Raw genomic sequence first — 25,451 nt, 5'->3', positions numbered from 1 at the left:
ATTTCGATGTCAGCGCTGAAATCTTACACTCTGACATATTTAAAATTCACCAGACCGTGTTTATTAATAATGACATTTCCCATTCTGCAATGGAAAACCGTATTACCTGGCGTTTTTTAAGATTAAAAATTCAATAAGGCTTTGGACTCTTTTGGTTTTACCCGCGCTTTTAGGATAATAAAGAAACACCGGGGGATAGGTTTTCCAGTAAGGTTCCATTACCGGGATAAACCGGTCTTTATCGGACTGTAACTGATAAACCGGCTCGAAAAGACGCCCGATGCCCAATCCGCTGCGGATCCCATCAGCCATCACGTCAATATCATTGCTGATAAGCTGGCCTTGCATATCAAGGGTTAACTGCTCACCGTTCTCCTCGAGAATCAACGGCAGGATCCGGTTGTTGGTGATAAACCGATAGCCTATCAGCCGATGCCGCGAAAGATCTGCGGGGGTCACTGGAATACCAAATGCCTCAAGATAGGTGGCTGAGGCGTACAAGCCCTCACGAAAGGGCGCCATCAGCTGACGTGCGACGACGCCGCCTTCAAGGATATCGCCGAACCGGATCCCCAGGTCATAGCGCTCATCGACAATGTTGATGGTTCCATCGTAAACGGATACCTCAAGCTGAATACCCGGGTACTGAGCACAAAACTCGGCCATATGAGGCTTGAGGATCAACAGATATGCGAAGCGTGACAAGGTGATTCGTACCAGCCCGGAAGGTGCCTGATGCGTGTCCTTGATGCCCTCCAGCGCATTTTCCAGTGACGCTACCGCCGCCTGAGTTTGCTGTAACAGCTGTTGCCCGGCGTCCGTCAGCTCTATATGCCGTGTCGTGCGGACAAAAAGAGGATGCCCGATGTGCTGTTCCAGCAGTTTTAGCGCTTTGCTCACGGACGGGGGCGTAATTTCCAGCTTCCTGGCCGCTGCCGTGATGCTGCCCTCGCGCGCGATGCACTGAAAGATCCGTATCTGGTTGTAAATCACATTGTTCATTAGGCCATCCTGATGCAATCAGCGTGCTGATTATTAGCTATTGGCTAACTATCTTTGAATCAATGATGACCTAATCTTCCCGCGATCGCGAGCTTATACTGGCGGTGTCTTTTTACATTCATGCTACGTTCAGGTGGGGAAAACGAATGCAATACAGTCAGTTGGGTAACAGCGATTTACGCGTTTCCCGCATTTGTATGGGGTGCATGGGGTTTGGCGATCCTTCTACGGGTCAACACAGCTGGACCCTGAGCGAGTCGGAAAGCCGGGACATCATCCGCTACGGCCTTGAGCAAGGGATCAATTTCTTCGATACCGCGATCGCCTACCAGAATGGCTCAAGTGAACGTTTTGTCGGGAAAGCGCTTCGCGATATGACGAGGCGAGATGAGGTGGTGCTGGCAACGAAATTTTTGCCCCGCACAGGGGAACAGATTGCCGCGGGGATCAGCGGCCAGCAGGCCATTGCGCACTCGCTTGACCAGAGCCTGCAAAACCTCGGCATGGAGTACATTGACCTTTATATCTACCACATCTGGGACTACAACACGCCAGTCCTGGACGTGCTGATCGCGCTGCACCAGGCGGTTCAGGCGGGAAAAGTGCGTGCCATTGGCATCTCAAATTGCTTTGCCTGGCAGCTGGCGAAAGCCAACGCGCTGGCGGAACGCGAAGGCCTGACGCCTTTTGTCTCTGTCCAGAGTCATTACAACCTCATTATGCGCGAGGATGAACGCGAGCTGGCGGGGCTCTGCGCGCAGGACAATATCGCCATGACGCCCTACAGCGCGCTGGCCAGTGGCCGTCTTTCCCGCATTGATAATGCTCAGACACGACGAGCCAGGGAGGACACTTATGCCAAAGGGAAATACGACAAAACGGCAGAGCAGGACGCAGAGATAATCGCCCGCGTGGCGGAGCTTGCCAGCCAGTACCAGGTGTCAATGACCGAGGTTTCCCTGGCCTGGTTGTTAACCAAAGTGACGGCTCCGGTCGTGGGCGCAACGAAAAAGCAGCATGTCGAGGACGCGGTCAAGGCCGTGAATTTGCGGCTGAGCGAGGAGGATATCCGTTATCTGGAGGTCTGTTATCAGCCTCATGCATTGTCGGGGATCATGGCGCAAAACACCCCAGCCACGAAAGACCAGAAACAGGTCTGGACTCACTAACGGCTCGGGGAATCAATAAGGTGAAAACACAATGAAAGTTAATGCATCCGTACTGTCTGACGCCGATATTCAGTCGGTATCACCCGCACTTGTCCGGTTTGGCAATGACGTTATCGCCAATGAACTGTGGCAGCGAAATGACCTGTCACCGCGGGATCGCAGTATCGTCACGCTGGCCATCCTTATCGCCAGAAATCAGCCTGCCGAACTGAAACACTATGTGGAAGTGGCGCTCGAGAGTGACGTAACCCCGGCTGAAATCTCTGAAGTTATTACCCATCTGGCGTTTTATTCCGGCTGGCCGAATGCGATGGCGGCCATTGCGGTGACTAAAGATATTTTCCGCGCTCGCGGAGTAAGCCCTGATGCACTCCCGCAGGCGAAACCGCCGCTATTGCCCCTGAATGAAGAAGTTGAAAGGCTGCGAGCTGAAACCGTGAAAAAGAACGTTGAACCCGTTTCGCCGGGGTTGGTGAAATTCACCGCCGATCCTCTTTTTCTTGAGCTGTGGCAACGGCCAGCGCTTGCCCCCCGCGACCGGAGCCTGGTTACCGTCAGCGCGCTGATTGCCTCCGGGCAGAGTGCGCAAATCGGCTATCACCTGAACCGGGCGATGGACAATGGGCTGACTGCGCAGGAAGCGGGTGAGATTGTGGCGCACGCCGCATTCTACGCCGGCTGGCCAAATGCTTTTTCAGCGGTGGGTGTGGTGGGGGAAGTATTGCAGGGAAGGAAAGCCTGACGCTGCCAGGCCAGAAAAAGAAAAATCCACGCCAATGCGTGGATTTTTTGAAGCAGAGAGGGGATTAGACGTTGAACAGGAAGTTCATCACGTCGCCATCTTTAACGATGTAGTCTTTACCTTCTGCACGCATCTTGCCGGCTTCTTTTGCACCTTGCTCACCTTTGTAGGTGATGAAGTCTTCAAACGCGATAGTCTGTGCACGGATGAAGCCTTTCTCGAAGTCGGTGTGGATTTTACCCGCAGCCTGTGGCGCGGTGGCACCCACTGGGATGGTCCATGCGCGTACTTCTTTCACGCCAGCGGTGAAGTAAGTTTGCAGGTTCAGCAGTTCGTAGCCTGCGCGGATCACGCGGTTCAGACCCGGCTCTTCCAGACCCAGCTCAGCCATGAATTCTTCACGGTCTGCGTCGTCCAGTTCAGCGATATCAGACTCAACGGCTGCGCAAACGGCAACAACCACAGAGCCTTCGCCAGCTGCGATTTCACGCACTTTATCCAGGTATGGGTTGTTTTCGAAACCGTCTTCGTTGACGTTAGCGATGTACATGGTTGGCTTCAGCGTCAGGAAGCTCAGGTATTTGATCGCTGCCTTGTCTTCTTCAGTCAGGTTTTTCAGCGCACGCAACATGCCCGCGTTTTCCAGCTGTGGCAGACATTTTTCCAGTGCGGTCAGCTCGGCTTTAGCGTCTTTATCGCCGCCTTTAGCTTTCTTCTGCACGCGGTGAATGGCGCGTTCGCAGGTGTCCAGGTCAGATAACGCCAGCTCGGTATTGATAACGTCGATGTCGTCAGCCGGATCCACTTTATTGTTTACGTGGATGATGTTGTCGTTTTCAAAGCAACGGACAACGTGGCCGATGGCTTCGGTTTCACGGATGTTGGTCAGGAACTGGTTACCCAGGCCTTCACCTTTAGATGCGCCTTTTACCAGGCCCGCGATATCCACGAATTCCATCGTCGTTGGCAGAATACGCTGCGGTTTAACGATTTCAGCGAGCTGATCCAGACGTGGATCGGGCATCGGTACAACACCGGTGTTTGGCTCGATGGTACAGAACGGGAAGTTCGCTGCTTCGATGCCCGCTTTGGTGAGCGCGTTAAACAGGGTGGATTTGCCAACGTTAGGCAGACCAACGATACCGCATTTGAATCCCATTTCTAAATCACCTTAATATCTTGATAATCAATCCGTTAGCGTTAACCGACTGAAGAAAAGTAAATAACTCTGCCTATTATACACGTAACCCGCACGCTGCGCGGCAAAAAAGCCGTAATGTGCGGATTATTGCGCTTTGAAGGCGTGCAAGCGATTTGTGGCTTTGGTTAAACCGTCTTTGAGCCAAATTTCGGTGCAACGCACCGCTTCGTCTACCGCTTCGTCAATCAGTTTCTGCTCAGAAACCGGAGGTTTACCCAGCACAAAACCGACAACTTTGTTTTTATCGCCCGGATGGCCAATTCCGACGCGCAAACGGTGGAAATTCGGGTTATTACCCAGTTTGCTGATAATGTCTTTCAGACCGTTGTGGCCGCCATGACCGCCACCGAGTTTAAACTTTACCACGCCCGGCGGCAGATCAAGCTCATCGTGGGCGACGAGAATTTCGTCAGGATTGATGCGATAGAACGTCGCCATTGCAGAAACCGCTCTACCACTCAGGTTCATAAAAGTGGTCGGGACAAGCAGCCGCACATCCGCCCCGGCAAGGTTAATACGTGAGGTATACCCGTAAAACTTCGGTTCCTCACGCAGAGGGGCACGTAACCGTTCGGCCAGCAAATCAACGTACCAGGCGCCCGCATTATGGCGAGTTGCTGCGTACTCTGCGCCCGGGTTAGCAAGACCGACAATCAGTTTAATCGTCACGATGTAATTCCTAAAGGGTTCCAGATCTGGCGCGTAGTTTACTGTCTGGCGAGCCGGTTGACAAAATTCTGCGACAACAACAACGGAATACGAATAATTACTTATTTGAACAATTAGAATTTCAAGCTGTTCAGTTGCTTATTTGTAAACTTTTGTACCAACGGTAACCATTATTGTGATCGTTCACGCAACTCACAAAACGGGCGTTGTCTATACTTTACACACAAGGATTAGGGGCTTTTCCCCTTACAACCCAAAGTCCCGGAGGTGACATATGAAACGCAAAAACGCTTCGATGCTCGGTAACGTGCTAATGGGGTTGGGGCTGTTCGTGATGGTGGCCGGTGTGGGTTATTCTATTTTAAACCAGTTGCCACAGCTTGACCTTCCACAATACTTCGCACACGGTGCGGTGCTGAGTATCTTCCTCGGTGCGGTTTTGTGGCTGGCAGGTGCGCGTGTGAGCGGCCATGAACAGGTAAGTGACAGGTACTGGTGGGTGCGCCACTACGATAAACGCTGCCGCCGCGATCAGCATAAACACAGTTAGCGGTTAAACGGTTTTATAAGAACGGTTCCTTCTGGAGCCGTTTTTTTTTGCTTATTATCTTGACCCTCACGTAACGTAAGGCTCCAGAGTGGGGCAACTGGCAAAGAAAAGGAGCGGCTATGTTGATTCAGGTGGGGGAACTGGCAAAGCGTGCCGGGATCACCGTACGCACACTACATCACTACGAACAAACAGGGCTGTTGCTGCCTTCTGCCAGAAGCGAGGCAGGTTACCGGCTTTACAATCTGCGCGATGTTCAGCGTTTGCATATGATACAGGCGCTGGCAAAAGCGGGGCTGGAACTTGCTGAAATCAGGGACTTTCTGGAAAAGGAGTCGCTCTCACTGGCGGAATTGCTCGACGCACAAATCACGTTGCTGGAAAAACAGGCGTGCAGCATTACGACGCTGCGTGACAGGCTGGTGGATTTGCGTACCGGGCTTAGCGCAGATGAGGACCCCGATCTTGAGTCCTGGCTACAGACTCTGGAGTTGATGAACATGTACGATCGCTGGTTTAGCAAAGAAGAGTTGCAACAGTTGCCGTTCGCGGTACAGAAAGAGGAACTGGGCGCCATCTGGGCCGGGCTGGTTGCAGAGGCAAAAGCGCTGCTGGAACAACACGCCGACGTATCAGACCCACGCGCCATGGATCTGGCCACACGCTGGATGGTGCGCCTGGAGCAGGATACGGCCGGAAAACCGGAGTTTCTGACCCGTCTTAACGAGATGCATAGCGTTGAGCCGCAGATGCGTCAGCAAACGGGGATCACCGCGGAAATGACAGACTACATTACCCGGGCATTCGCGGAAACCAAGCTCGTTATCTGGCAGAACTATCTTTCTCCAGACGAGATGGCATTCACTCGCGCGCACTATTTTGACCGCATGATGGAGTGGCCGCCGCTGGTGGCAAAACTGCATCAGGCACAGCGCGAGCGCCTGGATCCCTTATCAGAAGAGGCGCAAAAACTGGCGGAGAACTGGCTGGCGCTGTTCCAGTCTTACGCCGGAAACGATCCGGCGACACAGCAAAAGTTTCGGGTTGCGATGCAACACGAGCCGCATCTGATGAAAGGAACCTGGATGACGCCTGCCGTACTCGAATGGCTACAGCAGGCGATAGGGATCATGATGCAAAGACGAATGTCAGTGCAGGGTCGCTGACAGGTCAGCTAGCGCAGCGGCACGGTCAGGATAGAAGGCAAGGCGGCCAGGGATTGGCTGCACGCCAGCACGTGCCATCGTACGTAGCGGCTGAAACTCAAGATTACTCACTCGCAATTCACAGCCTTCCGGCAGGCGTTTCACAAAGCGCTGGAAGGCATCAAGACCGCCCGCATCCAGCACTGGCACCGCATCCCATTTCAGCACCACAATCCGTTTGCCTGCGATACGTGACTCCAGATCGCTAAACAGACCTTCTGCGGCGGCAAAGAAAAGCGGGCCAATCACGCGCAGCACCAGCACATCGTCAGGGACGTCGACGTTGACCGGGGCCAGGCGTGTCATCCGCGCAATACGGCGCATAAACAGCAGGGAGGCCAGCACAATACCTACGCTGATAGCGATAACCATATCGAACAAGACGGTCAGCGACATACAGATGAGCATCACGATAATGTCGTCTTTCGGCGCACGACGCAGCAGGTTCACCACTTTATGCGCCTCGCTCATATTCCAGGCCACCATCAGCAGCAGGGCCGCCATTGCCGAGAGCGGCAGCCAGGAGAGCAGCGGGGCGAGGATCAGCAGGGCGAGGATCACCAGCACGGAGTGGATAACCGCCGATACAGGAGACGTCGCCCCCGCACGCACGTTAGCCGCAGAGCGGGCGATGGCCGCCGTGGCGGTAATACCGCCGAAGAACGGGGCAATGATATTCCCCAGTCCCTGGCCCACCAGTTCGCTGTTCGCTTTGTGTTTGGTGCCCGTCATGCCGTCCAGCACCACGGCGCACAGCAGAGACTCAATCGCCCCTAGCATCGCCATAGAAAAGGCGGCAGGCAGCAGGGCGCGCAGTGAATCCCAGCTTAGGGTAAAGCTGGAGCCGGGCATATCCCACGGCAGTACCAGCTGCGGTAACAGCTGTGGGATCCCGCTTCCCTGAGAGCCATCAGCCAGCGTGTAATGGAACTGGGAACCAATTGTTGCCACATGGCCGCCAAGCATATTGACGATAGCCATCACCGCGCAGCCCAACAACAGTGCCGGTAAATGACCTGGCAGACGAATACCCAGGCGCGGCCAGACAATCAGCGTACCCAGCGTGACAACCCCAATGGCGGCATCACCCAGGTTGATGGTTGGCAGCGCCATTACCAGCGCACCAACCTTTTGCAGATAGTGCTCGGGCACGTGAGTCAGGCTCAGACCGAGGAAATCCTTGATCTGCATTGTCCCGATGGTAATACCGATCCCGGAAGTGAACCCCAGCGTCACGGAAAGGGGGATATATTCGATTAACCGGCCAAAACGGGCCAGCCCGAATAAAATCAAGAAGACGCCGGACATCAGGGTCGCAACCAACAGGCCTGCCAGCCCAAACTGCTGAGATACCGGATAGAGAATGACCACAAATGCGGCAGTCGGGCCTGAGACGCTAAAGCGCGAACCGCCGGTCAGCGCGATGACAATCCCGGCAACGGCCGAGGTATACAGACCGTACTGTGGTGCCACGCCGCTGCCAATAGCCAACGCCATTGCAAGGGGAATGGCGATAATGCCAACGGTTATCCCGGCAATAACGTCGCGCAAAAAGCGTGACGAAGTGTATTTCTCTTTCCAGCAAGCGTCGATGAGGGCGCGAAAGGGCAGAACATGTGAGGAGGCTACGTTTTTCACAATTATCTATCATCCGTGTGCGCATCATCTGTCATATGAATGGCAGGTGAAGGAGGCATTAGTCATTGCTCGTCATACTTCGAGTTGCAGATGTGTTGGCTGCACTCATTCACCCCAGTCACTTACTTGAGTAAGCTCTTGGGGATTCATTCCCTTGCCGCCTTCCTGAAACTCGAATTATTTAGAGCATCAATAAATATCAGAGACAAAAAAACCCGCCGCAGCGGGTTTTTTGGCCGTGTCCGATTAGTGTTCGAACATTGCAGAGATGGATTCTTCGTTGCTGATACGACGAATCGCTTCGGCCAGCATCCCGGACAGGGTCAAAGTACGCACGTTTGGCAGTGCTTTGATTTCGTCACTCAGTGGGATGGTATCGCACACCACAACTTCGTCGATAACGGAGTTACGGAGGTTGTTCACGGCATTACCGGAGAAGATCGGGTGAGTTGCGTATGCGAATACGCGCTTAGCACCACGCTCTTTCAGCGCTTCAGCTGCTTTACACAGCGTGCCGCCGGTATCGATCATATCGTCAACCAGAACGCAGTCACGGCCAGCAACGTCACCGATGATGTGCATCACCTGAGAAACGTTAGCGCGTGGACGACGTTTGTCGATGATCGCCATGTCGGTGTCGTTCAGCAGTTTCGCGATAGCGCGAGCACGTACCACACCGCCGATGTCCGGGGAAACCACAATCGGGTTATCCAGGTTCAGTTGCAGCATGTCTTCCAGCAGGATTGGGCTGCCGAATACGTTATCAACCGGAACATCGAAGAAGCCCTGGATCTGCTCTGCGTGCAGGTCAACGGTCAGTACGCGGTCAACGCCTACGCTTGACAGGAAGTCAGCGACAACTTTGGCAGTGATTGGCACACGCGCGGAACGGACGCGACGGTCCTGGCGGGCATAACCAAAGTAAGGGATTACAGCAGTGATACGGCCTGCGGAAGCACGGCGCAGGGCATCGACCATAACAACCAATTCCATCAGGTTGTCGTTCGTTGGAGCACAGGTGGACTGGATGATGAAAATATCACCACCGCGTACATTTTCGTTAATTTGTACGCTGACTTCGCCGTCGCTAAAGCGACCTACAGCGGCGTCGCCGAGGGAAGTGTACAGGCGGTTGGCAATACGTTGTGCTAGTTCCGGGGTGGCGTTACCAGCAAAAAGCTTCATATCAGGCACGAGAAGAACCTCAGGCATGCGTCCAGTGGTGGATAACCTTCGCCAAAAACTGTGCGGGCCAGGCGAACGCTATCCAGGCGTGTATTAAAGAGCGCGATGCAACGTCTGGAACAGGGTGACGTTGTCACCGAAACTCAGTCTGCGCCAGAATGGTCTGCTGTAGGGGGGAGATGTTCATCCCGCGTGCTACAAAACCATGCAGCCAAACCGGCGCTTGCTCAAGCACCTGACGAGCAGCGGACTCGGTGTCAAATTCAGCAAAGACACAAGCCCCTGTACCAGTCAGGCGCGACGGCGCGTATTCTAACAGCCAGGAAAGCACCGCATCAACCTCGCGAAAACGTTTTCTTGCGATATCCTCGCAATCGTTGCTGAATTCACAATTTAATAACGTTTCTATTGACCGCACCGGGGTATTTCTTTTCAGGTCAGGATCTTTAAAGATGACCGGTGTCGGAATGCTGACCCCCGGGTGGGCAACCAGGTACCATTTTTCCGCTGGCTCTGCGGGCGAGAGGATTTCACCTACGCCTTCGGCAAACGCCGCGTGCCCCCACACAAACACCGGAACATCCGCGCCCAGCGTTAACCCTAAAGCGGCCAGTTCGTCTTGCGACAGCCCGCATCCCCAAAGATGATTGAGCGCGACCAGCACGGTAGCGGCATTGGATGAACCACCACCTAAACCGCCGCCCATCGGCAGACGTTTCTCAATGCTGATATCCGCACCGCTTCCGGCAGGCAAACGACCCGAGTCAGCGGCTGCCTTCATCAGCAGACGCGCGGCGCGCACAATCAGGTTGTCTTCGTGCGCCACACCCTCTACTGCGGTGAGCAGGTGAATCTGACCATCGCTGCGCAATTCAATCGAGATCGTGTCGCCATAATCGATAAACTGAAACAACGTCTGCAACGTGTGATACCCGTCAGCACGTTGCCCGGTAATGTATAAAAACAGATTCAGCTTCGCGGGTGAGGGCCATTGGGTCATCATTTAACGATCCAGTTGTCCATTTTCAGCTTGATACGCTGGCTACCCTGGGTCAGCTCCATGTTGGACGGCAGCGACGGTTTGGTGTTGCTGTCGTAGGCGCTGTAAACCACTTTCCAGGTTTTACCGTTCTGAGTGTAGTTGACCTGGTTCAGACGATACTGGTCGTCGAGCGTGTAGTCGGTCGCATCACCCGGCAGGCCAAGGATCCACTGACGCAGGCTGTTCAGCGGGATCGGCATCCCGGTCAGTTTGCCGATCATCTCTTCGGCATCGGTCGCGGTGTAGTGCTGGCCCTTGTTGTCGGTTATCTGCGCTTCACCCGGTTTGGCGATAAGCTCCAGCTCAGTGCTACCCAGTGGGTTCAGCAACAGCAGGCGATAGTTGTCCTGACCCGTTTGCTGCCAGAAGAAGCGCGCATAAACCTTTTGTTCGTCAGACAGATAAGCAAAGGCGCCACGCGTCTGGTACTGGCTCAAATTGCGTACGTCCTGCTGGTGCTGACGCCATTGCGGGGAGTCCGGGCTTTTGCCTGGTCCTTTCGGTGGAGTAATCGAACACGCGGTCAGAACCAGCGCCGCCAGCGGCAGAAGGCGAATCAGTCGGGTCATGATAATGACAAATCCTTGAGATACGTTGCAGTTATAACTGTTAATGCTAGCGTCACAGGGTGCCACCGTCTACGTTCAAATTATCTCAAAGAGTTGTATCTACCCTAAATAATGTGAGTTGCTTGACCGGGATAAGCTATTACTCCGAAAGGGTGCAGTCCCTTTTATTGATCTCGCGCATCCTGTATGATGCGACCTGCTAACCTTATTAACGCTGGTACTACTCCCGCTCATATGACCCTTTTAGCACTCGGTATTAACCACAAAACAGCCCCGGTTTCTCTGCGAGAACGCGTAACGTTTTCGCCGGATACGCTCGACCTGGCGCTGGACAGCCTGCTTGCACAGCCAATGGTGCAGGGCGGTGTGGTGTTGTCTACGTGCAACCGTACCGAGCTGTACTTAAGCGTTGAAGAGCAGGACAACCTGCACGAAGCGCTTATCCTCTGGTTATGCGACTACCACAATCTGAACGAAGAAGAGCTGCGCAAAAGCCTGTACTGGCATCAGGACAACGATGCGGTCAGCCATCTTATGCGCGTGGCCAGTGGTCTTGATTCACTGGTGCTGGGTGAACCGCAGATCCTCGGCCAGGTAAAAAAAGCGTTTGCCGATTCTCAAAAAGGGCATCTTAAGGCCAGTGAACTGGAACGTATGTTCCAGAAATCCTTCTCTGTGGCGAAGCGAGTGCGAACCGAAACCGACATTGGTGCCAGTGCGGTTTCTGTTGCTTTCGCAGCCTGTACGCTTGCGCGTCAAATCTTTGAATCGCTCTCCACCGTTACGGTGCTGCTGGTCGGCGCGGGTGAAACCATCGAACTTGTGGCGCGTCATTTACGCGAACATAAAGTGAAAAAGATGATTATCGCCAACCGTACCCGTGAGCGTGCGCAGGTGCTGGCAGACGAAGTGGGCGCAGAAGTGATTGCGCTCAGCGACATCGATGAACGCCTGAAAGAGGCGGATATCATTATCAGTTCCACCGCCAGCCCGCTGCCGATTATCGGTAAAGGGATGGTTGAACGTGCCTTAAAATCCCGTCGTAATCAGCCAATGCTGCTGGTGGATATCGCCGTTCCGCGCGATGTCGAGCCAGAAGTCAGTAAACTGGCTAACGCCTATCTTTACAGCGTGGATGACCTGCAAAGCATCATTTCGCACAACCTGGCGCAGCGTAAAGCCGCGGCAGTTCAGGCAGAAACGATAGTCGAGCAGGAAACCAGTGAGTTTATGGCCTGGCTGCGCGCGCAAAGCGTCAGCGAGACTATCCGCGAGTATCGCGGGCAGGCAGAACAGGTGCGTGACGATCTGACTGCCAAAGCGCTGGCTGCCCTTGAACAGGGTGGCGACGCACAAGCAATTATGCAGGATCTGGCCTGGAAACTGACCAATCGCCTGATCCATGCACCAACCAAATCTCTTCAGCAGGCAGCCCGAGACGGGGATGACGAACGCCTGACTATTCTGCGCAACAGCCTCGGGCTGGAATAGCGCCCTATACCCATTTTCTATTACAAGGTGCACTTACGCCTATGAAGCCTTCTATCGTCGCCAAACTGGAAGCTCTGCACGAGCGCCATGAAGAAGTCCAGGCGCTGCTCGGCGATGCCGGGACCATTGCAGACCAGGACCGTTTTCGCGCGCTGTCGCGTGAGTACGCGCAGTTAAGTGATGTTTCTAAATGCTTTACCGACTGGCGACAGGTCCAGGAAGATATCGAAACCGCGCAGATGATGCTCGACGATCCTGAAATGCGCGAAATGGCGCAGGAAGAGTTACAGGAAGCAAAAGCGCGTTCAGAAGAGATGGAGCAACAGCTCCAGGTTCTGCTGCTGCCAAAAGATCCGGATGATGAACGCAATGCCTTCGTGGAAGTGCGCGCCGGGACCGGCGGCGATGAAGCCGCGCTGTTTGCAGGCGATCTGTTCCGCATGTACAGCCGCTACGCGGAAACGCGCCGCTGGCGTGTCGAAATCATGAGCGCCAACGAAGGCGAGCATGGTGGTTTTAAAGAAGTGATCGCTAAAATCAGCGGTGACGGTGTGTACGGGCGTCTCAAATTTGAATCCGGCGGTCACCGCGTGCAGCGCGTTCCGGCTACCGAATCGCAGGGGCGTATCCACACCTCAGCTTGTACGGTTGCGGTGATGCCAGAGCTGCCGGAAGCAGAACTGCCGGACATCAACCCGGCCGACCTCCGTATCGACACCTTCCGTTCTTCCGGTGCGGGTGGTCAGCACGTTAACACCACCGACTCTGCTATTCGTATCACCCACTTGCCAACCGGCATTGTGGTGGAGTGCCAGGACGAACGTTCTCAGCACAAAAACAAAGCCAAAGCGCTGTCCGTGCTGGGCGCGCGTATTCGTGCTGCTGAAGTGGCTAAACGCCAGCAGGCAGAAGCTTCGACCCGTCGTAACCTGCTGGGTAGCGGCGATCGCAGCGATCGTAACCGTACCTATAACTTCCCGCAGGGCCGCGTTACCGACCACCGTATCAACCTGACGCTGTACCGTCTGGACGAAGCGATGGAAGGGAAACTCGATATGCTGATTGAGCCTATCGTGCAGGAATACCAGGCCGACCAGTTGGCGGCATTGTCCGAGCAGGAATAATGGATTTTCAGCACTGGTTACGTCATGCCGTCAGCGCGCTTTCAGAAAGTGAAAGCCCGAAGCGTGATGCCGAAATATTGCTTGAGTTTGTGACGGGAAAACCCCGCACTTACCTGCTGGCTTTCGGCGAGACGATGCTCACTGCTGAACAGGAAACACAGCTCGCAGCGCTGCTTGCCCGCCGTAAAACCGGCGAACCAGTAGCGCATCTGGTGGGGGAACGCGAGTTCTGGTCGTTACCGTTGTACATCTCAGCGGCCACGCTCATCCCGCGACCCGACACCGAATGCCTGGTGGAGCAGGCGCTGGCGCGTTTACCGGCCACTCGCTGTAGCATTCTCGATCTTGGGACCGGCACCGGCGCGATTGCGCTGGCGCTTGCCAGCGAACGCCCGGACTGCGACGTAACGGCGGTGGATGTGATGCCTGATGCCGTTGCGCTGGCGCAGCGTAACCAGCAACGCCTCGGGCTCAGCAACGTGACGGTATTGCAAAGCAGCTGGTTTAGCGCGCTGGCGAACCGCACGTTTGCCATGATTGTCAGTAATCCGCCCTATATCGACGAACACGATCCGCATCTGGCTCAGGGTGACGTGCGCTTTGAACCGCTGACGGCGCTGGTTGCCGCCAATGAAGGGCTTGCTGACCTCGATCATATTGTGTCGACATCGCGTCAGCATTTGTTACCGGGTGGATGGCTGCTGGTCGAACACGGCTGGACACAGGGCGAAGCCGTTCGCGCGCTCTTTAGTGCGGCAGGGTACACCGCGGTAGAAACCTGTCGCGACTATGGCGGCAATGACCGCCTGACGCTGGGACAGTGGTCATGAGCCTGTTTTCCGTTCTTATTACCGCCCACCTGGCGTCGGTTGCGCTGACCATCGGGTTTTTCATCGTCCGTTACTGGTGGCGTTACAGCAATAATCCACTGATTGACGCGCGCTGGGTGCGCATTGCGCCGCACTGTATCGACACGGTGCTGTTCCTGTCTGGCGCAGGATTAATGTGGAAGACCGGCTATCTGCCATTTACTGATAAAGGCACATGGCTGACTGAGAAGCTGTTTGGCGTTATCATCTACATCGTTTTGGGTTTTATCGCGCTTGGACGTCGTCGTCCGCGCAGCCAGCAGGTGGGGTTTATTGCCTTTCTGCTGGGTCTGGTGGTGCTGTACATCATCATTAAACTCGCCACCACAAGAATACCGTTACTGGGGTAAGTCATGAGGTCCTTAGCCGATTTCGAATTTAACAAAGTGCCGCTTTGCGATGGGATGGTCCAGATTTCTGAGATGATCCGCGACGATTTTTCGTCACGCTTTGTCTACGATGAGCTGGAAAGCCTGGTCAGCCTGGCGCGAGAAGAGATTAATCAGGCGCGTCCTCAGGACTGGCAGTTAGAGAAGCTGGTTGAGCTTTTCTATGGCGAATGGGGCTTTTGCGACACGCGCGGCGTGTACCGCCTTTCTGATGCGTTATGGCTGGATCAGGTTTTAAAAAATCGCCAGGGCAGCGCCGTTGCGCTGGGGGCTATTTTACTGTGGGTTGCCCACCGTCTGGATATTCCGCTGGTGCCGGTCATTTTCCCGACGCAGATGATCCTGCGTGCGGAGTGGCTGGACGGTGAGATGTGGTTAATTAACCCCTTCAACGGCGACACGCTGGATGAACACACGCTGGATGTCTGGCTGAAAGGCAACATTAGCCCGGTGGCTGAGCTCTTCAACGAAGATCTCGACGAAGCCGATAACTCAGAAGTTATCCGCAAACTGCTGGATACGCTGAAAGCCGCGCTGATGGAAGAGCGGCAGATGGAGCTGGCGCTGCGTGCCAGTGAGGTGTTGCTGCAATTTAACCCGGAAGATCCGTACGAAATTCGCGACCGTGGTCTTATTTATGCCCAGCTCGATTGTGAGCATGTGGCGCTGAATGATTTGAGTTATTTCGTCGAGCAATGCCCGGAAGATCCGATTAGCGAAATGATTCGTGCGCAGATCAATTCGATCTCGCATAAACAAATTACACTGCATTAAATTTAATTCCGATTCACACCTGAATAAGGCGATCCTATGAAACAAAAAGTGGTTAGCATTGGTGATATCAAGGTAGCAAACGACCTGCCGTTCGTGCTGTTTGGCGGTATGAACGTGCTGGAATCCCGTGATCTCGCGATGCGCATCTGCGAGCACTACGTGACCGTGACCCAGAAGCTGGGCATTCCGTATGTGTTTAAAGCCTCTTTTGACAAAGCCAACCGCTCCTCTATCAACTCTTACCGTGGCCCAGGCCTGGAAGAGGGGATGAAGATTTTCCAGGAGCTGAAACAGACCTTTGGCGTGAAAGTGATCACCGACGTGCATGAAGCCGCCCAGGCGCAGCCAGTGGCTGACGTGGTTGACGTTATCCAGCTTCCGGCCTTCCTGGCGCGCCAGACTGACCTGGTTGCCGCGATGGCGAAAACCGGTGCCGTGATCAACGTGAAGAAACCACAGTTCGTCAGCCCGGGCCAGATGGGTAACATCGTCGACAAGTTTATCGAAGGCGGTAACGACCAAATTATCCTGTGTGACCGTGGCGCAAACTTCGGTTACGACAACCTGGTTGTGGACATGCTGGGCTTCAGCGTAATGAAGAACGTGTCTAACCAGTCTCCGGTTATCTTTGACGTGACCCACGCCCTGCAATGCCGTGACCCGTTTGGCGCTGCGTCTGGCGGTCGTCGTGGGCAGGTTACCGAGCTGGCGCGTGCCGGTATGGCAACTGGCCTGGCAGGCCTGTTCATTGAAGCACACCCGGATCCGGCTAACGCGAAATGCGACGGCCCATCCGCACTGCCGCTGGATAAGCTGGAGCCGTTCCTGAAACAGATCAAAGCGATTGACGATCTGGTGAAAAGCTTCGACGAGCTGGATACCAGCAACTAATAAAAAAACCCGCTTCGGCGGGTTTTTTTATGTTTTCTCCCTCTCCCTGTGGGAGAGGGGTGGGGTGAGGGCATCAGACCGCAGAGGATGAAAGCTACGCAAATATCGTCATCAGATACGCAATAAACAACGCCATATGCGCCGCACCGTTAAGCACATTAGTGCGCCCGGTTGAGAACGAGATATGGCACAACACCAGCGATGCCACCATCACAATCATCTCTGGCGCGCCTAGCGCAAAGTTCAGCTCGTTACCCGTCATAAAGGCAATCAGCGTCACCACCGGTACGGTAAGTGAAATCGTCGCCAGCACGGAACCAAAGAACAGGTTCATCGCGCGCTGTACCTGATTGTTCAGCACCGCTTTCAACGCCCCAAGACCTTCCGGCGAGAGGATCAGCAACGCAACCAAGAAACCGGTAAATGCCACTGGCGCGTTCAGTTCGGTCAGCAGCGTCTCCAGCGGGTTAGCGTTCATCTTGGTCACCGCGATAACCGCAATAAGATGTACGATCAGCCAGACGGTATGCCACGCGCTGCTGTGTGCAGACGGTTTACCGTGATGCGGGTCATCATCGTCGCTGTCGTCTTCGTGCTCATACACAAACAGGCTCTGGTGCGTTTTGGTCTGAATCAGCAGGAATACGCCGTACATGGCCGCAGAAATCAGTGCAACCAGTAACGCCTGGCCGGTGGTGAAGTTCGCACCCGGCAGCGCCATCGGGAACACCAGCACGATAATCGCGAGCGGGAAGAGGGCAATCAGGTACTGTTTAATCCCGAACAGATTCATATATTGGGTAGCGAATTTACGCCCGCCCAGTAACAGAGAAAAACCTACCAGACCACCCGTTACAATCATAATGATGGAATAGAGCGTGTCGCGCATCAGCGTTGGCGCGGCGTCACCGGTTGCCATCAGGGCAGAAATAAGGCTGACCTCAAGAATGACGACGGAAAGGCTTAATATTAAGGAACCGTACGGCTCGCCCAGACGGTGGGCTAAAACATCAGCGTGGCGAACAACGCTGAATGCGCTGGTTAAAATACCAATCAGCGCAAGAATATTGATACCAACGACCACAGGCAGTGACTGACTGCTTCCCCAGAAGAGCAGCACAGCCAATGCCAGAACCGGGAAAATGAGCGACGTCTCCTTGTGGCGGGTTTTTACCGCCTCGTGTGCTGCTGTCATGTGCTTCTCCATCAATGCAGGTGCTTGTAATTATAGATAGAATTTTGAGGTCATTAAACTAACAGATCTCTGTTAAATACCCTTTATTTTTTACTTAATTTTACCGTTTGCAATTAATTTTTATTGTGTCGATTGAAAACTCACATCTTTTATAAATATTCATTAAATAACAGATAATTAATTAAGGCATGTTCTCAAAAAAAATCTCGCAATGGCGCGATTGCAGGGCATCGACCACACTTAACTCTTTAACAAAAAAAGAGGTTAGTGATGCCATATAAAGCGAAACGCGAATTACCCGATAGCGTACAACACGTACTCCCCGCCCATGCGCAGGATATCTACAAAGAGGCCTTTAACAGCGCCTGGGAACAGTACAAAGATAAAGAAGATCGCCGGGATGATGCCAGCCGCGAAGAGACGGCGCACAAAGTCGCCTGGGCCGCAGTAAAACATGACTATGAGAAAGGAGACGATGATAAATGGCACAAAAAGAAATAGCGACCAAATAATACGCTGCCTTCATTTTGACTTTTCAGGCGGTTGAACTTTCGTTGTATTGCAACTGGCCCATGAATTGCTTATCGTTAATTAACTGCTGGCAAAATGACCAGTAAAAATAGCCGGGAAGGCGAATTACAGATGTCGCAAGGAAGCATGCAGTGGCGGAGGTGTAAAGTGTTAACGCGTGATTTCTTAATGAAGGCAGATTGTAAGACGGCATTTGGTGCTATTGAGGAATCGCTTCTCTGGTCGGCTGAACAACGTGCGGCATCGCTTGCTGCCACGCTTGCCTGCCGCCCGGATGATGGCCCGGTATGGATTTTTGGCTACGGCTCTCTGATGTGGAACCCGGCGCTTGAATTTGTAGAATCAGCAACAGGGACACTCCCTGGCTGGCATCGCGCATTTTGTTTGCGTTTGACCGCCGGGCGAGGCAGCGCATGTCAGCCTGGACGAATGCTTGCACTGAAAGAGGGCGGACGCACCACAGGCGTGGCATACCGGTTACCGGATGCGACCCTGGAAGATGAGCTGACGCTGCTCTGGAAGCGCGAAATGATCACCGGCTGCTATATGCCGAGCTGGTGCAAGCTTGAACTCGACGACGGTCGTACCGTCAATGCGCTGGTGTTTATTATGGACCCGCGCCATCCTCTGTACGAAGCCGACACTCGTACACAGGTTATTGCCCCGTTGATTGCCGCCGCCAGTGGGCCGCTTGGCACCAACGCCCAGTATCTCTTTTCACTGGATCAAGAACTGACTCGCCTCGGTATGAAAGACGATTGCCTGAATGAGCTGGTGATGAAGGTGAAAGCGTTGCTGGAAGGGAATCTGCTAAATAATCCGTTGCGTCCGGGTTTTGCCTGATAAAACGCCCGGTTGCCAGATGGCGAACCGGGCGTTCATTTATTACGCGGCAACGTAGCTTACGGAATGCTCAAGAGACTGACTGTGGCTGTCAATCAGCACATCCCAGGTGCCGGTGTAAGGCACGGTCAGCCACGCTTTATCATCCTGCACGGTCAGAATATCGGCCTGCGATTGTTTTTGCGCTTTAGAACTCATCAAATGAATGCGGCAGCGCTCAGAGCAACGCACCACAACAGTATCCCCGCCAAACAGCTTCAAACTTGTTTTTACCAGTGCCATTTTTAAACCCCGTAGTCTTAAACAACGCTCTCCTTGCAGCCAATCCTGAGCGTGATGTTGTTCACAATTCACTCATTGCATAACACCAAAGGGGAGGGTACGAGATGCTGATTTTGATCAAAAAATGGCATAACGTTTAAACAAAAATGACAAAACACCTGAAAACTTTTAGCCCGCGCGCATTTAGCCAGGTAAATGCGCGCGGGAGGAACATTAAATGCGGAAATGACCGGCTGTTTCAGCAAGGTCGCCCGCCTGGCTCTGCAATGCGCTGGCCGCAGCGGCCGATTGCACAACCAGTTCGGCGTTTTGTTGCACCATACGATCGAGATGTGTTACCGCGTGGTTAATTTCATGAATCCCTTTCATCTGCTCGCCGGTCGCAATAGAGATTTCACGCATAATCCCCGACACGTTGCCGATGCTGGAGCGGATCTCATCCATGCTTTCACCCGCCAGATGCACATAGCGTGAGCCCGTTGCCACGCTGTCGGTGGTGGAATCAATCAGGGATTTGATCTCTTTCGCGGCCTGAGCGCTGCGGCTGGCAAGGTTACGCACCTCACCGGCTACCACCGCGAACCCGCGTCCCTGTTCCCCTGCACGAGCGGCTTCTACCGAGGCGTTCAGCGCCAGAATATTCGTCTGGAAGGCAATGCCGTCAATCACGCTGGTGATATCACCAATTTTTGCTGATGCCACTTCAATTGACTGCATGGTGCTGATGGCCTGAGACACCACGTCGCCACCGCGCGAGGCAGCAGCAGAGGCTTTGCTGGCCTGATCGTTGGCAACCGCCGCCGATTCGTTCGATTGAGTGACGGATGCGGTGATCTCCTCGACGGCGCTGGCGGTTTCGCGCAGGCTGGATGCCGCCTGTTCGGTACGCCCGGAAAGATCGTGGTTGCCTGCGGCGATCTCTTGTGCCGCATTTTTCACTGACGCGCTGGCATCACGCAGTTGCGCCATCACCACCGACAACTTATCGCTGAAGGCATTAAACGCCTGCGCAATTTGCGCCACTTCATCGTCGCCACTATCTGGCAGACGCTGTGACAGGTCGTTGGTGCCGTTAGCAATGTTGTGCATGGCATCGCGAATATCAGACAGGCGCTTAAGCAGACGGGCAATCAGGAAGTGGACAATGGCGCCACTCAGCAGGGCAAGGATCACCAGCGACAGCGCAGAAGCCTTCAGTAGGGCGCGCATCCCGGAGGTGGCGTCGTTGTTGTCGAGCGCGACAATGAGCATCCAGTGCGTCCCGGTAACCGGCGTCGCCACGAAGGTCTTTTCTGTGCCATTAAAGGTGCCGTCAAGCGGGTTGCCGTTTTTCAGCGCCGCAAAATCCACGCCTTTAATGGTTTCAGCGAAGGGCTTCAGGGTCAGGGCCGGATCGTTGGCGGCGATAACCGTGCCATCGCTGTCCACCAGCAGCCCGCTGCTCGCAGGCGTTGGGTGAATACCGCGCACGTTAGACACCACGCTATCCATCGCCACATCACCCGCAACAACAGCTTTCAGCGTCCCGTTGTCTTTCACCGGCACGGCAAAGGTCACCACCAGCTTCCCGGTGCCTGCGTCAACGTAAGGCGCGGTCACTACCGGTGCATCGGTGCTGACTACCTGCTGATACCACGGACGCACGGTAGGATCGTAATCCGCAGGCACTCCCGCAGGATCAGAGAATTTCGCCGTCTTGCTGGCATAACCCACATAGACGTTGGTGAACCCGCCCGCCTGCGCCAGCTGTTTGAAGACTGGCACCGGATCATCGCTCAGGGCAACGGTTTGTGCGGAGGAGATAACGGTCATTTTGCTGTTTACCCAGTCAGCAATGGCCATGTTATGACTGGCGCTGGTGCTGGTCAGAATATCGCGCTGTGACTGCTGGTTATCCTGGCGGGTAACCTGGAAGTTAATAACGGTGTTAAGAATGAGGGCGACGATCAGACAACCTGTCGTCGCGGCAATAATGCGTGCACGAATGGACCTGAACATAAGTGAAATACCTGCTGTGTTGTTTCCATGCCTATCGGCAACCTCGCAGGTAAACTTGATGCTGAAACCGCGTCCATAAGAAAATAATATTTTTACGGGTTTATTATTAAAACGTTAATACTTTATCGGCGGTCAGAGTCCACTGCGCCAGTTCAACCAGCGTGCCAATCTCAACCCCGTCAATCAGCGGCAGCGCAGTAATGCCACGCCCGTCAGTGCAGGTCTTGCACAGCTTCACCGGAATGTTTTGCGCCGTCAGGATCTCCAGCATCTGCTGAATGTTGTAGCCTTCGGCAGGTTTTTGTCCCTTCAGCCCGGCAGTCACCGCATCTGACATTAAAAAGAGACGTAACTGGAGCTCGCTGTCCTGATCGCGCAGGGCGATGGCCAGGCGCAGGCTGTTGAAAAGAGATTCACTTCCGTATGCCGCACCGTTCGCGACGATCACAATCTTCTGCATGTTGACTCCTGTTATTTGAAAAGGCACGAATTTTGCTTATTTCTGCGAATAGATCGTATCCGGGAGAATAAGTATGACGTTAATGGCTGGCAGTCCGCCCGGCGCTACCGAATGGTTCCAGCGCGCAAAACAAATGCGTCAGTTACAGCTCAGTAAACTCGCGCAGCTGGGCGAGCTGGTGAACGGCATCAGCCGACTGGTGCATATGCTACAGTGCGAGCGCGGTGCGTCAAACGTCTGGCTGTGCTCGCAGGGGCAACTTTACGCCCCGGAATGCAAGGCCAGCCGGGCGCTGGTGGACGAAAACCTCACCGCACTTCACCGGATGCTTAACCAGCAATCCCCGATGCCGGGCAGCGCCGTGTGCGAACGCATCGCCAGCGCGTTGCTAAGCCTGGAAGGACTTATCGCCCTGCGTGACGGGGTAAGCGGGCAACACATTGCCGCACCGATGGCGATGGAGCATTACAGCCGGATGCTGCGCCAGCTGCTCAGTATCGTACCGCAACTGAATGACAGTATTGATGATCCGCAAATCGCCGGGCGATTTGTCGCGCTCTATAGCCTGATGCAGGGCAAAGAGCTGGTGGGGCAAGAGCGGGCATTAGGGGCGATTGGCTTCACGCAGGGCTTTTTTAGCGATGATACCCGCCAAAAGCTGGTTGACCGGATTGATGGCCAGCAGGCCTGTTTTGAGGTTTTTCTGTTACGCAGCGGGGAGGATATTCAGCAGACATTTACCCTCAACTGTCAGCCGTGTCTGGAAACAGAGCAGCTGCGGCGAGTGGCCTGCACCCGCCAGCCTGCGGCGGATAATGGCCAGACGGCCCTCAACTGGTTTGCCCTGCAAACGGCGCGTCTTGAGTATCTGCGCACGCTGGAAGAGATGGTCATCGCCGATCTGATGGTCGCCGTGGATGCGCGTATTCACAGTGACGATGATGTCACCCCCGCCGGGGACGAACACGACGACCCCCTAGTGCGTTACCCGGACAAACCCTTACTGCCTCTGGTACGCCAACAGGCGCGGGAAATAGAGCTGTTGTCCCGCCAGCTGGCATCGCTTCGCGACACGCTGGAAGAGCGCAAAACCATTGATAAAGCCAAAAGCGTATTGATGACTCACCAGAACATGAACGAAGAACAGGCCTGGTATGCCCTGCGCAAAATGGCGATGGACAAGAATCAGCGCATGGTGGATATCGCCCGTGCGCTGCTCACCGTTAAGACACTATGGCAGATAACTCCAAAGGAGTAGTTGCACAATCAGTGGGCATTTTCTGCCTGATTGAGGTGCGTAAAGGGGGCGGGAACCACGCCAGGAGCAGAAAAACAGGGGCTTAAAAGCTGGCATTGAGTTTGCATTAACAGATTAACCATTTTTGACGATGCGCCAACGGCGGTGCAATCGTCTGCGGGATAAAGGCGTCCAGCGGTGCTTCGGCACTGTCGGGCGCTTTTTTTTGTCTTTTTTTCAGGAGTGGGTCATGGCGGATTTGTCGAGACGGCGGTTTTTGCAGGCCAGCATGTTGGCGAGCGGCGCAATGTTGTTACCGGGCGTTATGCAGGCCGCATGGGCAGCAGGTTCGGATAAACCAGAGCAGGACACGGTGCGCATTGGGTTTATCCCTCTGACCGACTGCGCCCCGGTGGTGATCGCGGCTCTCAAAGGGTTTGATAAAAAATACGGCATCACCATTGTGCCCACCAAAGAGGCGAGCTGGGCTGCGGTGCGCGACAAACTGGTGGCCGGTGAGCTGGACGCCGCGCATATCCTCTACGGCCTGCTGTACGGGCTGGAGTTGGGCATCGCCGGTAAGCCGCAGCAGATGGCAAACCTGATGACCCTCAACCATAACGGCCAGGCGATTACGCTTTCAGCCGATCTGGCGGAGAAGGGTGTGCGCGATCTTGACGGGCTGAAAAAGCTGGTCGGGCAGCAGGCGCCAGGGACCTATACCTTTGCGCACACCTTCCCGACCGGGACGCACGCCATGTGGCTGTACTACTGGCTGGCCAGTGCGGGCATTAATCCGTTCGACGACGTGCGCACCGTGGTGGTGCCGCCGCCGCAAATGGTGATGAACATGCGCATTGGCAACATGGTCGGTTTTTGTGTCGGTGAGCCGTGGAATGCGCGCGCCATTAACGACCGCATCGGTTTTACCGCCGCAACCTCGCAGTCTATCTGGCCGGAACATCCTGAAAAAATCCTCGGCACGCGCCGGGAGTGGGTAGAGAAAAACCCCAATACCGCCCGCGCCCTGGTGAGTGCCGTGCTGGAAGCGTCTCGCTGGATAGACGCCTCACCGGAAAACAAACGCGAAACCGCGCAGATCCTCTCGCGCCGCGCGTGGCTTAACACTAAAGAGCAATACCTCACCGGGAGAATGCTCGGTGAATACGACAACGGTATAGGCAAGCGCTGGCAGGACGCCAACCCCATCCGCTTCTTCAACGATGGGGCGGTCAGCTATCCGTATCTGTCCGACGGGATGTGGTTCTTAACCCAGTTCCGCCGTTGGGGATTACTCAAAACCGCACCGGATTACGCGGTCATTGCCGCACGCATTAATCAGACCTCGGTCTGGCAGGACGCCGCCACGGCAGTGGGCGGGATCTCTGCACCATCATCACCTGTTCGTAGCAGCACCCTGATGGACGGCACCGTCTGGAACGGCACCGACCCGGAAGGTTACGCAAACCGCTTCGCCATTCATCGTAAAGGGGCCTGATTATGAAGCATCTGCAAAACACCAGACATGTTGAAGAGAAGCCACAGAGTGGGGAAGTGATCGCCCTGCCGCCCGTTCAGGTTCGCCGTCGTGCACCGGCACCGGCACTGGCACGCAAGGTCAATGCACTTTTACAACGCATTATTCCGGCATTTCTGGGGCTGGGGTTGCTGGTGGTGCTCTGGCAACTGGCGGCGATTAACAGCAAAGGCTTTCCGACGCCGCTCAGCACCCTGGATTCTGCGTTAACGCTGTTTGCCGACCCGTTTTACCGCGACGGGCCAAACGACATGGGGATTGGCTGGAACGTGCTGGCCTCGTTACAGCGCGTGGCGGTGGGCTTTGGCCTGGCGGCGCTGGCGGGTATTCCGCTGGGCTTCCTGATTGGCCGTTTCACCTTTTTCTCGCGCATGTTTACGCCGCTGATTGCGTTGCTGCGCCCGGTCAGCCCGCTGGCGTGGCTGCCTATCGGATTGCTGTTGTTCCAGAAAGCGGAGCCTGCCTCCAGCTGGACCATTTTTATCTGCTCTATCTGGCCGATGGTCATTAACACCGCCGAGGGCGTGCGCCGTATTCCGCAGGACTACCTCAACGTCGCCCGCGTATTGCAGCTTTCCGAGTGGACCATCATGCGCAAAATTCTGTTTCCGGCGGTGTTACCCGCCGTGCTGACCGGAGTGCGCCTTTCTATCGGGATCGCCTGGCTGGTGATTGTCGCCGCCGAAATGCTCACCGGGGGGCTGGGGATCGGTTTCTGGATCTGGAATGAGTGGAACAACCTCAATGTCGAAAACATTCTCATCGCCATTGTGATCATTGGCGTGGTCGGGTTGCTGCTGGAGCAGGGGTTGATGCTGATCGCCCGTCGCTTTAGCTGGCAGGAAAAATAAGGAGTGA

25 protein-coding genes and 1 pseudogene are annotated in these 25,451 nt (G+C 54.7%); 15 read left to right on the top strand and 11 right to left on the bottom strand.

Annotated features, from left to right (window positions below; translation table 11 throughout):
* Nucleotides 1–102: 102 nt before the first annotated feature.
* Entirely contained in the window at nucleotides 103–1,002 is a 900-nt protein-coding gene (locus tag M987_RS18250; RefSeq protein ID WP_014070584.1) for a LysR family transcriptional regulator, read from the bottom strand.
* A gap of 146 nt (nucleotides 1,003–1,148) precedes the next feature.
* Here M987_RS18250 and M987_RS18245 point away from each other — a divergent pair, with 146 nt between their 5' ends.
* Entirely contained in the window at nucleotides 1,149–2,171 is a 1,023-nt protein-coding gene (locus M987_RS18245) for an aldo/keto reductase (protein WP_014070583.1), read from the top strand.
* Nucleotides 2,172–2,217: 46 nt separating this feature from the next.
* A pseudogene (locus M987_RS18240) lies at nucleotides 2,218–2,913 on the top strand (carboxymuconolactone decarboxylase family protein); the annotation flags it as partial.
* Nucleotides 2,914–2,977: 64 nt separating this feature from the next.
* Here M987_RS18240 and ychF read toward each other — a convergent pair.
* Both ychF and pth read right to left on the bottom strand, forming a co-directional pair.
* Entirely contained in the window at nucleotides 2,978–4,072 is a 1,095-nt protein-coding gene (gene ychF, locus M987_RS18235; RefSeq protein WP_014070581.1) for a redox-regulated ATPase YchF, read from the bottom strand.
* 126 nt (nucleotides 4,073–4,198) lie between these two features.
* The gene (pth, locus tag M987_RS18230; protein ID WP_014070580.1) at nucleotides 4,199–4,783 is read right to left on the bottom strand and encodes an aminoacyl-tRNA hydrolase; all 585 of its coding nucleotides are present in this window, start codon (nucleotides 4,781–4,783) and stop codon (nucleotides 4,199–4,201) included.
* Between the two features lie 274 nt (nucleotides 4,784–5,057).
* Between pth and ychH the strand changes: the two genes are divergently transcribed.
* A complete protein-coding gene (gene ychH, locus M987_RS18225; protein ID WP_014070579.1) occupies nucleotides 5,058–5,333 on the top strand; it encodes a stress-induced protein YchH in 276 nt (91 codons plus the stop codon).
* 119 nt (nucleotides 5,334–5,452) lie between these two features.
* The gene (locus tag M987_RS18220) at nucleotides 5,453–6,499 is read left to right on the top strand and encodes a MerR family transcriptional regulator (protein ID WP_014070578.1); all 1,047 of its coding nucleotides are present in this window, start codon (nucleotides 5,453–5,455) and stop codon (nucleotides 6,497–6,499) included.
* Here M987_RS18220 and dauA read toward each other — a convergent pair.
* The 4 genes from dauA to lolB form a co-directional block, all read right to left on the bottom strand.
* Nucleotides 6,482–8,176, bottom strand: a complete 1,695-nt coding sequence (dauA, locus tag M987_RS18215) for a C4-dicarboxylic acid transporter DauA (protein WP_014070577.1) — start codon at nucleotides 8,174–8,176, stop codon at nucleotides 6,482–6,484. The genes M987_RS18220 and dauA overlap by 18 nt on opposite strands.
* Nucleotides 8,177–8,422: 246 nt before the next feature.
* Complete coding sequence (gene prs / locus M987_RS18210; RefSeq protein WP_003856663.1) at nucleotides 8,423–9,370, bottom strand: ribose-phosphate diphosphokinase; 948 nt, start codon at nucleotides 9,368–9,370, stop codon at nucleotides 8,423–8,425.
* A gap of 124 nt (nucleotides 9,371–9,494) precedes the next feature.
* Nucleotides 9,495–10,364 carry a 4-(cytidine 5'-diphospho)-2-C-methyl-D-erythritol kinase gene (gene ispE, locus M987_RS18205; protein ID WP_014070576.1) on the bottom strand — a complete coding sequence of 290 codons (870 nt, stop codon included), beginning with the start codon at nucleotides 10,362–10,364 and terminating at the stop codon, nucleotides 9,495–9,497.
* Nucleotides 10,361–10,972 carry a lipoprotein insertase outer membrane protein LolB gene (gene lolB, locus M987_RS18200; RefSeq protein WP_014070575.1) on the bottom strand — a complete coding sequence of 204 codons (612 nt, stop codon included), beginning with the start codon at nucleotides 10,970–10,972 and terminating at the stop codon, nucleotides 10,361–10,363. Before lolB ends, ispE begins: the two co-directional genes overlap by 4 nt.
* Nucleotides 10,973–11,206: 234 nt before the next feature.
* Between lolB and hemA the strand changes: the two genes are divergently transcribed.
* Genes hemA through kdsA form a run of 6 tightly spaced genes read left to right on the top strand, consistent with a single transcriptional unit; the run spans nucleotide 11,207 to nucleotide 16,510 of the window.
* Nucleotides 11,207–12,463 carry a glutamyl-tRNA reductase gene (hemA, locus tag M987_RS18195; RefSeq protein WP_014070574.1) on the top strand — a complete coding sequence of 419 codons (1,257 nt, stop codon included), beginning with the start codon at nucleotides 11,207–11,209 and terminating at the stop codon, nucleotides 12,461–12,463.
* Between the two features lie 41 nt (nucleotides 12,464–12,504).
* Complete coding sequence (gene prfA / locus M987_RS18190) at nucleotides 12,505–13,587, top strand: peptide chain release factor 1 (protein WP_014070573.1); 1,083 nt, start codon at nucleotides 12,505–12,507, stop codon at nucleotides 13,585–13,587.
* Nucleotides 13,587–14,417 (top strand): peptide chain release factor N(5)-glutamine methyltransferase, encoded by an 831-nt coding sequence (gene prmC / locus M987_RS18185; RefSeq protein ID WP_014070572.1) that lies wholly within the window; start codon nucleotides 13,587–13,589, stop codon nucleotides 14,415–14,417. Before prfA ends, prmC begins: the two co-directional genes overlap by 1 nt.
* Complete coding sequence (gene sirB2, locus M987_RS18180) at nucleotides 14,414–14,806, top strand: invasion regulator SirB2 (protein WP_014070571.1); 393 nt, start codon at nucleotides 14,414–14,416, stop codon at nucleotides 14,804–14,806. Before prmC ends, sirB2 begins: the two co-directional genes overlap by 4 nt.
* Before the next feature lie 3 nt (nucleotides 14,807–14,809).
* Nucleotides 14,810–15,619, top strand: coding sequence for an invasion regulator SirB1 (gene sirB1, locus M987_RS18175; RefSeq protein WP_014070570.1), 810 nt, complete (start codon nucleotides 14,810–14,812; stop codon nucleotides 15,617–15,619).
* Between the two features lie 36 nt (nucleotides 15,620–15,655).
* Nucleotides 15,656–16,510, top strand: a complete 855-nt coding sequence (kdsA, locus tag M987_RS18170; RefSeq protein ID WP_014070569.1) for a 3-deoxy-8-phosphooctulonate synthase — start codon at nucleotides 15,656–15,658, stop codon at nucleotides 16,508–16,510.
* Nucleotides 16,511–16,604: 94 nt separating this feature from the next.
* On the opposite strand, the gene chaA is transcribed toward kdsA, so the two are convergent.
* Nucleotides 16,605–17,705: a sodium-potassium/proton antiporter ChaA gene (gene chaA / locus M987_RS18165; protein ID WP_014070568.1), complete on the bottom strand. Its 1,101-nt coding sequence runs from the start codon at nucleotides 17,703–17,705 to the stop codon at nucleotides 16,605–16,607.
* Between the two features lie 270 nt (nucleotides 17,706–17,975).
* On the opposite strand from chaA, the gene chaB reads away from it, so the two are divergent.
* Nucleotides 17,976–18,206: a putative cation transport regulator ChaB gene (chaB, locus tag M987_RS18160; protein ID WP_014070567.1), complete on the top strand. Its 231-nt coding sequence runs from the start codon at nucleotides 17,976–17,978 to the stop codon at nucleotides 18,204–18,206.
* 177 nt (nucleotides 18,207–18,383) lie between these two features.
* Nucleotides 18,384–19,079 carry a gamma-glutamylcyclotransferase gene (locus M987_RS18155; protein ID WP_014070566.1) on the top strand — a complete coding sequence of 232 codons (696 nt, stop codon included), beginning with the start codon at nucleotides 18,384–18,386 and terminating at the stop codon, nucleotides 19,077–19,079.
* A 42-nt stretch (nucleotides 19,080–19,121) separates the two neighbouring features.
* On the opposite strand, the gene M987_RS18150 is transcribed toward M987_RS18155, so the two are convergent.
* The 3 genes from M987_RS18150 to M987_RS18140 form a co-directional block, all read right to left on the bottom strand.
* A complete protein-coding gene (locus M987_RS18150) occupies nucleotides 19,122–19,361 on the bottom strand; it encodes a DUF1883 domain-containing protein (protein WP_010432930.1) in 240 nt (79 codons plus the stop codon).
* Between the two features lie 213 nt (nucleotides 19,362–19,574).
* Nucleotides 19,575–21,359 carry a methyl-accepting chemotaxis protein gene (locus tag M987_RS18145; RefSeq protein WP_014070565.1) on the bottom strand — a complete coding sequence of 595 codons (1,785 nt, stop codon included), beginning with the start codon at nucleotides 21,357–21,359 and terminating at the stop codon, nucleotides 19,575–19,577.
* 106 nt (nucleotides 21,360–21,465) lie between these two features.
* Nucleotides 21,466–21,819: a DsrE/DsrF/TusD sulfur relay family protein gene (locus tag M987_RS18140; RefSeq protein ID WP_014070564.1), complete on the bottom strand. Its 354-nt coding sequence runs from the start codon at nucleotides 21,817–21,819 to the stop codon at nucleotides 21,466–21,468.
* A 73-nt stretch (nucleotides 21,820–21,892) separates the two neighbouring features.
* On the opposite strand from M987_RS18140, the gene nasR reads away from it, so the two are divergent.
* The 3 genes from nasR to ntrB all read left to right on the top strand — a co-directional run bounded on the left by nasR (nucleotide 21,893) and on the right by ntrB (nucleotide 25,444).
* Nucleotides 21,893–23,077 carry a nitrate regulatory protein NasR gene (gene nasR, locus M987_RS18135; protein WP_014070563.1) on the top strand — a complete coding sequence of 395 codons (1,185 nt, stop codon included), beginning with the start codon at nucleotides 21,893–21,895 and terminating at the stop codon, nucleotides 23,075–23,077.
* 229 nt (nucleotides 23,078–23,306) lie between these two features.
* Complete coding sequence (locus M987_RS18130) at nucleotides 23,307–24,554, top strand: CmpA/NrtA family ABC transporter substrate-binding protein (protein WP_014070562.1); 1,248 nt, start codon at nucleotides 23,307–23,309, stop codon at nucleotides 24,552–24,554.
* 2 nt (nucleotides 24,555–24,556) lie between these two features.
* Nucleotides 24,557–25,444 carry a nitrate ABC transporter permease gene (ntrB, locus tag M987_RS18125; protein ID WP_014070561.1) on the top strand — a complete coding sequence of 296 codons (888 nt, stop codon included), beginning with the start codon at nucleotides 24,557–24,559 and terminating at the stop codon, nucleotides 25,442–25,444.
* The last annotated feature ends 7 nt before the right edge of the window (nucleotides 25,445–25,451 follow it).

The sequence above is a fragment of the Enterobacter soli ATCC BAA-2102 genome (assembly GCF_001654845.1).
GTDB classification, from domain to species: Bacteria; Pseudomonadota; Gammaproteobacteria; order Enterobacterales; family Enterobacteriaceae; genus Enterobacter; species Enterobacter soli.
This window is presented reverse-complemented; position numbering and strand designations above follow the sequence as displayed.